The organism is Streptomyces sp. ERV7 (assembly GCF_001653515.1).
Taxonomy (GTDB): domain Bacteria; phylum Actinomycetota; class Actinomycetes; order Streptomycetales; family Streptomycetaceae; genus Streptomyces.
In genome coordinates this window covers 1-8978 of the sequence record NZ_LYOY01000094.1, presented here as the reverse complement: position 1 = coordinate 8978, position 8978 = coordinate 1, and the positions used below count along the sequence as shown (strand labels likewise).

The window sequence follows — 8978 nt, the reverse complement described above, 5'->3', positions numbered from 1 at the left end:
GGGGGTGGAGGGAAGTGCGGGGGCTCAGCCGAGCGGTCGCAGCGTGCGGGCGAGCAGGTTGGCCGCGTTGCGGGCGAGCGGGACGTCCGCCTCGGCGGCGACCAGGCCGTGCTCGACGAGCAGCCGTCCCACCCGGGAGGCGATCAGGGCGAACCGGAAGCCGGCGAACACCTCGTACCAGTCCATGTGCGCCGCGACGGACCGCCCCGCCAGCTCCTCGTAGCGCCGGATCGTCTCGGCGCGCCCGGGCAGCCCGGACAGCCGGGGTGCGCCCACGCCCTCGCTGAGGTGCCGGTCGAGGTAGAGGTACCAGCCGAGGTCGGCCTCGCCGGGGCCCAGGAAGGTCATCTCCCAGTCCAGTACGGCCACCGGGGCCACACCGGAGAACATCAGGTTGCCCAGGCGCGCGTCGCCCCACAGCAGACTCGGCCGCTCCGGCTCGGGCGGCGTCTGGTCGCGCAGCAGCGCCAGCGCCTCGCGGACCGGGACGCTGTCCGCGCCGCCGAAGTGGTCCATATGGGCTTCGTAGTAGTCGAGTTGGGCACCGAGGCCATACGGCCCGTGCGCCGAGAGGCGCAGGCCGTCGAGGCCGAGCGTGCCCACGTCCAGTCGGTGGATGCGGTGCAGCGCCTCCACACCGCCCCACCACACCGCCGCCCGGCCGCCTTCGTCGAGCGCGGCCACCGGTCCGCCGTCGCGGTGGTACGAGGGCAGGTCCGGCGGGACCCAGCCCTCGACGCGGTCCATGGCGTAGAAGGGCGCGCCGAGCAGCCCGGGGTCGGCCTCGAAGCCGAGGACACCGGGCACCGGCACATCGGTGTCCCGCAGCGCGTCCAGGACGCGGTACTCCTCGTCGAGCCGGGAGCCGGGCATCACCCGGTAGCGGGTGGGGGCGACCCGGACGACCAGACGGCGGTGCCGCTCGGCGCCGGTCGGCCCCCACTTGGTGTCCACCAGCAGCGTCTCGTTGGAGAAGCCGAGGCCCTCGGGCACCTCCACGCGGACCTGGAGGTCCGTCGCCTCCGGCAGCCGTTCGGCGAGCCAGGTCGTCAGATGTTTCCGGGTGAGTTCGGGATCACGTTGCTGGGGCACGGGCATGGCCGGCTCCTCCATCCATATACGGGTGTCCCCCATGGTCGAGGGGGCCGATGGGGGACGGATGGAGGATGAACGGCGACCCCGGGTGCCGCTCGACGCGCTCATCGGCGGCTCTGCATCCGCCTCCGACCGGTTCCCCAACCACGGGCCGCAGCATTGCTGTTGACCGGAGAACATCATTGGGGAGGTCGACATGTCCTGGGCACCGCCTGTGGGGGCGTTCGTGGAGCCGCAGCTGTTCCGGCACATACTCGGCCATGTCCCGAGTCCCGTCACCGTGGTCACCGCGGCGACGGCGACCGGGCCCGCCGGACTCGTGGTGGGGTCGTTCGTGTCGGTGTCGCTGGAGCCACCGCTCGTGGGGATCTTCATCGACGAGAAGTCCGTCAGCTGGCCGCCGATGAGTGAGGCGGGCTCGTTCACCGTCAACATCCTCGCCCACGACCAGCAGGAGCTCTGCGCGCGCTTCGCCAAGAGCGGCGCACCGGGTGACACCGCGAGCAAGTTCGCGGGTCTGACGTGGTGGGAGTCGCCGCACGGCAACCCCGTGCTGCCGGGCACCACCGCGTGGCTGGACTGTCTGGTGCGCCAGGTCCAGCGGCTGGGCGACCACTTCTTCGCCGTCGCCGAGGTGGTGGGTCTGGGGGTGGACGCCGCGCGCCCTCCGCTGGTCTTCCACCGCGGCGCCCTGCACACCGTCGCACCCTCCGACGGCTAGCGGGGCCCGCGCGCATATGGCTTCGCCCCGCCGGTTGAACCGGCGGGGCGAAGCCGTATACGCCAGTGCTCAGGGTCCTCTACGTGGGTGCTCAGGCCAGACAGGCCAGCGCGCTCCCGTCGCCCAGACGGGCCATCTCGGCCATCACCGGCGCCGAGCGGATCTGGGTGTCCAGGGGTTTGCCGAGCGCCTCGGAGTAGGCGCGGTGCAGATTGGCCACCAGCCGCTCCGGGTCGCGCAGCTCCGCGTAGCCGCCGAGCGGGGTGTCCCGGGCCGCCTCGAACGGGGTGAGTGCCGCGTCGATCCCCTTCGTGGCGACCTCCTGAAGCCACCGCAGATACGCCTCGGCCTCGTCGAGCGCCTCGGGCCCGGCCACCGGCCCGTGCCCGCCCACAACCGTACGGGGATCGAGCGCCCGCAGTCGTGCGATCGCCTCCAGGGAGCCGAGGATGGATCCCGCGAGGAGGAACGGTGTGCAGCCGGGCATCAGAACGTCGCCCGCGAACAGCACCCGGTGCTCGGGCACCCACACCACCACGTCGTTGGTGGAGTGCGCCGGTCCCACGTACATCAGCTCGACGGCCAGCTCGTCGACGTACACCGTCAACCGGTCCTCGAAGGTCACCGTCGGCAGGGAGCGGCCGAGGTCACCGAGGTCGCCCCAGTCGGTGTCGGGCCATACGTGTTTGAGGCCCTCGCCCTTCTCGGCCATCTCGGCGCGGGTGTGCGTGTGCGCGATGACGGTGGCCCGCGGGGCGGCGACGGCGTTGCCGAAGGTGTGGTCGCCGTGGTGATGGGTGTTCAGGACGGTCCTCGGCTCGGCGCCGCCGCGGGCGAGCGCGGCGGTGCGCAGGGCGCGGGCCCTGGCCTCGGTGGCCGCGGTGTCGACGAGCGCCACCGAGTGGGGCCCGGCGAGGATCCCGGCGTTGTTCAGGCACCAGCCCCCGTCGGGCTGGACGTACGCGAAGATCCGGTCGGCCACCTCCTCCACACGGGGCGGCGGTACCCGGGAGGGGCGGCGGTCGGAGGGCGTTGTGGATGGCAGGCTCATACGTTCCACGGTGGCCGCACCTCCTGGAGGACAGGAGGTGCGCCGATGACCGGCGGCTGGAGGCGGCCGGTAGGCGTGACGGCAGCGGAGGGGCCCGGCGGTCCGCACAAACCGCCGGGCCCGTGGGAGGAAGGTCTCAGAGGGTGAGGACGACCTTGCCGTTGGCCCGCCGCTGCCGCAGCGCGTCGAGCGCGGGCTCCGGATCGCTCCAGGAGCCGACGGCGGCGACCTCGGGGGTGAGCCGCCCCTCTGCCACCAGCCGCACCAGCGAGGCCAGATCGCGCGCCACACTGCGGCGGGTCACCTCGTCGAAGAGGTGGAGATAGCTGATCCGCAGTCCGGGGCGCGCATGACCCCAGTCCATCGGCAGCCGCAGTTCCTCGCGCACGGTGTTGCCGTAGCACACGAGCGTGCCGCCCGGCCGTACCCGCCCGAAGGCACCGGCGAGCACCTGCCCGCCGACGCTGTCGACGAGCACGTCCACCGGACCGCCGGCGGCGGCGCCCTCCTCGTACGTCTCCACCGTGTGGGCGCCCAGCGCCCGCAGGCCCTCCGCACGGCCCGGGGAGCCCACCTGGGCGATCACCTCGGCGCCCGCCGCGGCGGCGAGCTGCACCAGCATCCGGCCCACTCCACCGCCCGCGCCGGTGATCACCACGGACCGCCCGAGCAGCGGTCCCGCGTACTCCAGGGCGTACAGCGCGGTCAGTCCGGCCACCGGCAGGGCCGCGGCGGCGGGCCAGTCCATGCCGCCCGGCACGGGGGTCAGCCGGGTGGGCGACAGGGCTATCCGCTCGGCCCAGCCGTCGCGTTCGGCGAGCGCGGTGACGCGGGTGCCGGCCGCGGGCCCGCTCCCGTCGGCCGCGGCGCGCAGCACTGTGCCCGCCACGTCCCAGCCGAGCCGGGACCCGGGCGGGAGCTGCCCCATCAGTGCGAGCTCACCGCGGTTGACGGCGATCGCGTGCACCTCGACGAGCGCCTGGTCGGGGCGCGGCTCGGGCTCGGCCACCGAGTCGAGGCGCGGTCCGGAGTCACCGGACACGAGTGCCTTCACGAGGCCTCCGCCCAAGTCGCTGTGGTCCATGGGGACATGGTTGTCGCTCTCCTTGTCTGGGGGTGGTGAACGTTACGAGGTGGGCAGGGGGTCGGGGCCGCGGTGGTGGTCGGTCACCACCGCAGCCCGCCGTTGACCTCCAGGACATGGCCGTTGACGTAGTCGGAGCCGTCGTCGGCCAGGAAGAGCGCGGCGTCGGCGACCTCGTCGGCCCGCCCGGCGCGCCCGGCCGCGATCTTGCCGCGGTAGTAGTCCCAGACGGCTTCGTTGCGGGCCAGCTGGCGTCCCATCCCCTCGTCGATGAAGCCCGGGCTCAGACAGTTCACCGTGATGGGCTGTCCCGCCAGCTCGACGGCGACGACCCGGGTGAGCATCTCGATCCCCGCCTTCGACGCCGCGTACGCGGACGAGCCGGGGGCCACCCGGGTCGCCAGCGCCGACGACAGGGTGATGATGCGCCCCCCGCCGTCGCGCAGAAGGTAGGGAACCGCTGAACGCACGGACAGAAACGTACCGTTGAGGTTGGTGGAGATGACGTCCGACCAGTGTGCGGCGTCCAGCCGCTCGGCCGGACCGGCCCGGCTGACGCCCGCACCGGCCACCAGGACGTCGAGGCGGCCGTATGCCTCGTAGGTGCCGCGCATCAGCGCTTCCACCGAGTCCGGGTCGCGGACGTCGACGGGGTGGTAGGCGAGGTCGCCCTCGCCCACCGGCGGCAGTTCGCGCCCCTCGTCGGGCTCGCGGGCGGCGCAGACGACGCGGCACCCTTCCTTGGCGTATGCCTGGGCGATCGCGTACCCCAGGCCTTTGGTGCCACCGGTGACGATGGCGACCTTCCCTGCGAGTCGCACGTGTGCCTCCTCGGGGATCGTGTCGACGGAGGCCGACGCTACGGAATCCCGAGGGAGGCTGGCTGAACTCCCGATGGGGGGCCGCGATGGCGCGAGTTGACGGATCCTGAACTCTCCTGGGAGAGCCGGGCGGGCCCCGGGGATAGTCTCGCTGAACAACGGGTCCGCCGTCCGTCGGCGGTTTCGCCAATGCGGGAAAACAAGCGAGAGGTCGTTATGGAATTCTCGGTGCTCGGTTCGCTGCGCGTGCGGGAAAACGGTCACGATTACGCCCCCACGGCCCCGAAGCAGCGACAGCTCCTCGCGCTGCTCGTCTTCAACGCGAATCAGGTTGTCACAGTCGGAACTTGTATCGAGGAACTGTGGGGAGAAAGTCCCCCGGATACCGGTCTTTCCACGCTTCAGTCGTACGTTCTGCAGCTCAGGCGCATCCTGAAGCGGGTGCCGCGCATCGGCAGCCTCAAGGCGGCGCGTGAACTGCTGCAGACCAGGGACGGCGGATATCTCCTCGCCGTGCGCCACGACGAACTCGATGTGAATCTCTTTCACGATCTCGTACGGCAGGGCCGGGCCGAACTCGGAAAGAACGACGCCGCCGCCTCCGAACTTCTGTCCACCGCCCTGGGGTTGTGGCAGGGATCGGCGCTCTCCGATGTCCAGTCGGGACCCGTTCTGCGTATTCATCTGGCGGGTCTGGAGGAAACCCGGATCAGCGTCCAGGAACAGCGCATCGACGCCGATCTCAGGCTCGGCAGGCACCATGATCTTCTCGGTGAACTGAGTGCGCTGTGCGCGCTGTATCCCACGCACGAGAATCTGCACGCCCAGTTCATGCTGGCGCTGAGCCGTTCGGGCCGGCGCACCCAGGCGCTGGAGGTCGTCCAGCGGCTGCGCAGGATGCTGGGCGACGAACTCGGCCTTGAACCGTCCCCCCGGATGAACCGTCTCCACCAGGCGGTGCTGGCCTGCGACCCGGTGATCGACGCCCCCACGAGGACCGCCCCGCTGCTCTCCCTCGACCTGCTGGCCCACAGCGGAGCCCGCTCGGCCTGAGCGGAAGCAGCACGCCGGAACAGCACACCACAACGCCCGGCCGCGAAGACCTCCACGGTCTTCGCGGCCGGGCGTTTCTGTGTCCGCGCCAAGGTGCACGGCCTGCTCCGTGCTCTGTGAGGGCGCTTCCTGTGTGGCCGGACCACACCTCCGCAGCCGTCGACCACGACCACAAAACTGCTCTGACCAGGGAGTTTTGGCAGCGAACAGGGCGGCCGCCCGGTCCTTTACCGGAACGTGCCGTTTCCCGTGGTGTCCGCCACCACCTCGGCTCGACACGTGTGACATGTCTCTCCGGCAAGAAGCGGGGGACGGAAGATTGGGCGCGGCGGGAGGGAGGTTACCCCTCGTTCCGGGTGGGTCAGAGGGTGTCCCCTCTACCTTGGCACGCGAGTGTGCGACGAGCATCGTTGGATCCGGAATCAAGTGGCTCGCCGGACTGCGCGGGCCTTCCTCCCATCTCATTCCAAGTCCACGGGGGACTCATGAATGCCGTTGCCGAGACACTGGAGAACTGTCCGTCGGACGACGACTGCCACCGGCCCAGCACGCCGCCCGCGACCTGGGACGAGCGGGTGCTCACCGAGGTGAGCACGGTGCTGTTCGCCTCGCTGCGCCGCAGCGACCAGCGGCTGAGGGGACTCGCGTATCTGCGCGGCCTCCTCGGGGCGAAGGGGCGCCGGTCGATACGCAACATGGCGGCCCTGCTGGGTGGTTCGGCCACCGAGCAGAGCCTCCACCACTTCGTCAGCGACTCGACCTGGGACTGGGTCCCGGTGCGCCGCTCCCTCGCCCGGCACATCACCCGGCTGGACCCGCCGTTGGCGTATGTGGTGCGGCCCATGGTCATTCCGAAGACCGGGGAGAACTCCGTCGGTGTGGACCGGCAGTTCGTCTCCGAGCTGGGCCAGCTCGTCAACGCCCAGCAGGCGGTGGGTGTGTGGGCCGCCAACGAGCGGATGAGCGTGCCCCTCAACTGGCGGCTGCACCTGTCCTCCTCCTGGCTCAACGACCACATCCGGCGCCGCCAGGCGTCCATCCCCGACGACCTCGGCGACCGCACCCTGGGTGACTCGGCGGTCGAGGCGGCCGTGGAGACGGCGAGCGACTGGGGGCTGCCGCAGCGGCCGGTCGTGCTGGACGCCCGGCACATGGACCTGGCGTCCACCATCGGGGCGTTCCGGGCCGCGGGCGTCCCCTTCCTCGCCCGGATCACCGGCGCGGTCCAGCTCACCGTGACCGATCCCGCGCTGCAGGGGCGCACACCCGAGGTCCAGCAGGCCATCCAGATCATGACCGCCGCCCGCGACCGGATGCGCCCGGCGCCGCTGCCGGGGCGCGACTCCGGGAGCGGGCGGCCGATACACCTGACCACCAAGCTCCGCGTCCGCCCCTCGCCCGCCGTACGGCAGTTGGCGGGGCCGGGCGAACTGGCGCTGCTCGGCGTGGCGGAGAGCCGCCGCCAGGGGCCCGTGGAGCTGTGGCTCACCGATATGACGGAGACCAGGCTGCCCACCCTGATGCGGCTGAGCCGCCTCGTCCGCCGCGCCGACCACGACTTCCGCGAGACCACCGACCGCCTCGGCATCCGCGACTTCACCGGCCGCTCGTACGCCGGCTGGCATCGCCATGTGACGCTCGCCTCGGCCGCCCACGCCGTGTCGGTACTGGAGGGGGACGACCCCGACGCGAAGGGGACGGGGTCCCGGCGACAGGACTGACCACCCGTCACCCCAGCGCGTCCGCCCACCCGTCAGTGGATCCGGGAGTGACCGCTTCTCTCGGCCGCGCACGGGTGGGCTGCCCCTCGTCCACCCCCTGGGCACAGCGGTGAGCCCTCGGCAGCGGACGACGGGGCCCGCGTCCCTACCGCCCCCGCTCCCCCAGCCAACCCACCGCACGGTCGAACGCCGAGTCCCTGTCGTGGGCGAACTCCGCTTCCGTGAACACCGGTTCGCGCAGCAGGGGCGGGACTCCGGACCCGTCGAACGTCGTCCTGCCGTCGCGGGCCAGGAACTCCTCGTTGGGCAGGCCGAACCACCACTTCTCGCGGCCCTCGCCCGGCAGTGCGCGCTCCATCACATCGGAGAAGACGCCCTGCGTGGGCTCCCCGATCCGGGTCGTCGGCGCCGGGCGCTCCATCATGGCCTGGGTGAACGTCTCGCCCGCGCTGAAGGTCGAGCCCCCGGTGAGCAGCGCGACCGGCCCCGCGTAGCGCGCGGCGGCGGCCGGACGCACGTACTGGGGCTGCGGGGCGGTGTGGCGGGTCCGCTTGGCGTAGGCGAAGTACGGTCGGTCGGTGAGCCGGGCGGCGAGGTCGAGGCCGAGGCTGTCGGAACCGCCGCCGTTGACGCGTACGTCGAGGATCAGCCCCCGCAGACGGTGCACCCGGTCGGGGGTGAGGATCGCGTCGAGGGCGCGGTCGAGCTCGGCGCGGTTGGCCGCGTAGGTGTTGCGCTCGCTGTAGCCGCTGAAGGCGGACAGCCGCAGATAGCCGTAGCTGCCGCCGTCCCGCGCGGGCACGTCGGCGTATCCGATGCGGCCCTTCCCGTACCGCTGGAGCGGTCGCCCCGCCAGATCGCGCCGCTCGACGAACGCGGTGACCTTGTCGTCGAGGTCCGGGCCGGGGACCTCGGTCCCGGGGCGGGTCATACCGAAGAACCCGGTCCTGTCGGCGGAGACGACGACATGGGCGTCGTGCAGGGGCGCGACCATCTCGGTGAGGACGGCGAAGAGCTCGGCGTCCGTGCGGGCCGCCTCGGCGCGCGGCCGGTAGCGGTCACGCACCTCCCGCCAGTCGATCCCCTTGGCGGCGAAGAAGGGGTAGTTCTCCTGGAACGTCCGCCAGAAGACGTCGAACGCACCGGGCTGAGGTGCGCGGCAGGTCGCGGGCAGGGCGGCGAGCCGTCGCAGGGTCCGGTCCCCCGGCGATCCGTCGATGTGCAGCTTCGCCCGCGCCCCGGCGCGCAGGGTGTACATGTCGCCGTCCGCCATGGCGTACCGCCCCGGCGCGCCCTTCTCCCGGGCGCCCGCGACGCCCGGCAGACAGCTGAGGGACGTCACCTGGTAGGTGGCCAGGCTCGCACCGCGTACGTCGAGCACGGTTCCGTAGTCGTCGACCTGCCAGACACCGTCGCCGTCGTGGCGGGGCCG

The 8978-nt window shown here is 72.0% G+C and carries 8 protein-coding genes; 3 read left to right on the top strand and 5 right to left on the bottom strand.

Features of this window, described 5'->3' with window-relative positions:
* Positions 1 to 24: 24 nt before the first annotated feature.
* Complete coding sequence (locus tag A8W25_RS30745; protein WP_067167737.1) at positions 25 to 1098, bottom strand: phosphotransferase family protein; 1074 nt, start codon at positions 1096 to 1098, stop codon at positions 25 to 27.
* A gap of 193 nt (positions 1099 to 1291) precedes the next feature.
* On the opposite strand from A8W25_RS30745, the gene A8W25_RS30740 reads away from it, so the two are divergent.
* Positions 1292 to 1816, top strand: a complete 525-nt coding sequence (locus A8W25_RS30740; protein ID WP_067167736.1) for a flavin reductase family protein — start codon at positions 1292 to 1294, stop codon at positions 1814 to 1816.
* A 91-nt stretch (positions 1817 to 1907) separates the two neighbouring features.
* Here the strand turns inward: A8W25_RS30740 and A8W25_RS30735 are convergent, their stop codons facing one another.
* From A8W25_RS30735 to A8W25_RS30725, 3 genes are all read right to left on the bottom strand, one after another.
* The gene (locus A8W25_RS30735) at positions 1908 to 2867 is read right to left on the bottom strand and encodes an MBL fold metallo-hydrolase (RefSeq protein ID WP_067167734.1); all 960 of its coding nucleotides are present in this window, start codon (positions 2865 to 2867) and stop codon (positions 1908 to 1910) included.
* Positions 2868 to 3003: 136 nt separating this feature from the next.
* The gene (locus A8W25_RS30730; RefSeq protein WP_107470843.1) at positions 3004 to 3951 is read right to left on the bottom strand and encodes a zinc-binding dehydrogenase; all 948 of its coding nucleotides are present in this window, start codon (positions 3949 to 3951) and stop codon (positions 3004 to 3006) included.
* Between the two features lie 83 nt (positions 3952 to 4034).
* Positions 4035 to 4772, bottom strand: coding sequence for an SDR family NAD(P)-dependent oxidoreductase (locus tag A8W25_RS30725; RefSeq protein ID WP_067167732.1), 738 nt, complete (start codon positions 4770 to 4772; stop codon positions 4035 to 4037).
* Positions 4773 to 4988: 216 nt separating this feature from the next.
* On the opposite strand from A8W25_RS30725, the gene A8W25_RS30720 reads away from it, so the two are divergent.
* Both A8W25_RS30720 and A8W25_RS30715 read left to right on the top strand, forming a co-directional pair.
* Complete coding sequence (locus A8W25_RS30720) at positions 4989 to 5825, top strand: AfsR/SARP family transcriptional regulator (RefSeq protein WP_067167730.1); 837 nt, start codon at positions 4989 to 4991, stop codon at positions 5823 to 5825.
* Between the two features lie 485 nt (positions 5826 to 6310).
* On the top strand, positions 6311 to 7546 hold the full coding sequence (locus A8W25_RS30715) for a transposase (protein WP_067167728.1): 1236 nt from the start codon (positions 6311 to 6313) through the stop codon (positions 7544 to 7546).
* A 145-nt stretch (positions 7547 to 7691) separates the two neighbouring features.
* Here the strand turns inward: A8W25_RS30715 and A8W25_RS30710 are convergent.
* The coding region (locus A8W25_RS30710) for a S41 family peptidase (RefSeq protein WP_324616391.1) at positions 7692 to 8978 on the bottom strand (1287 nt) is incomplete at its 5' end.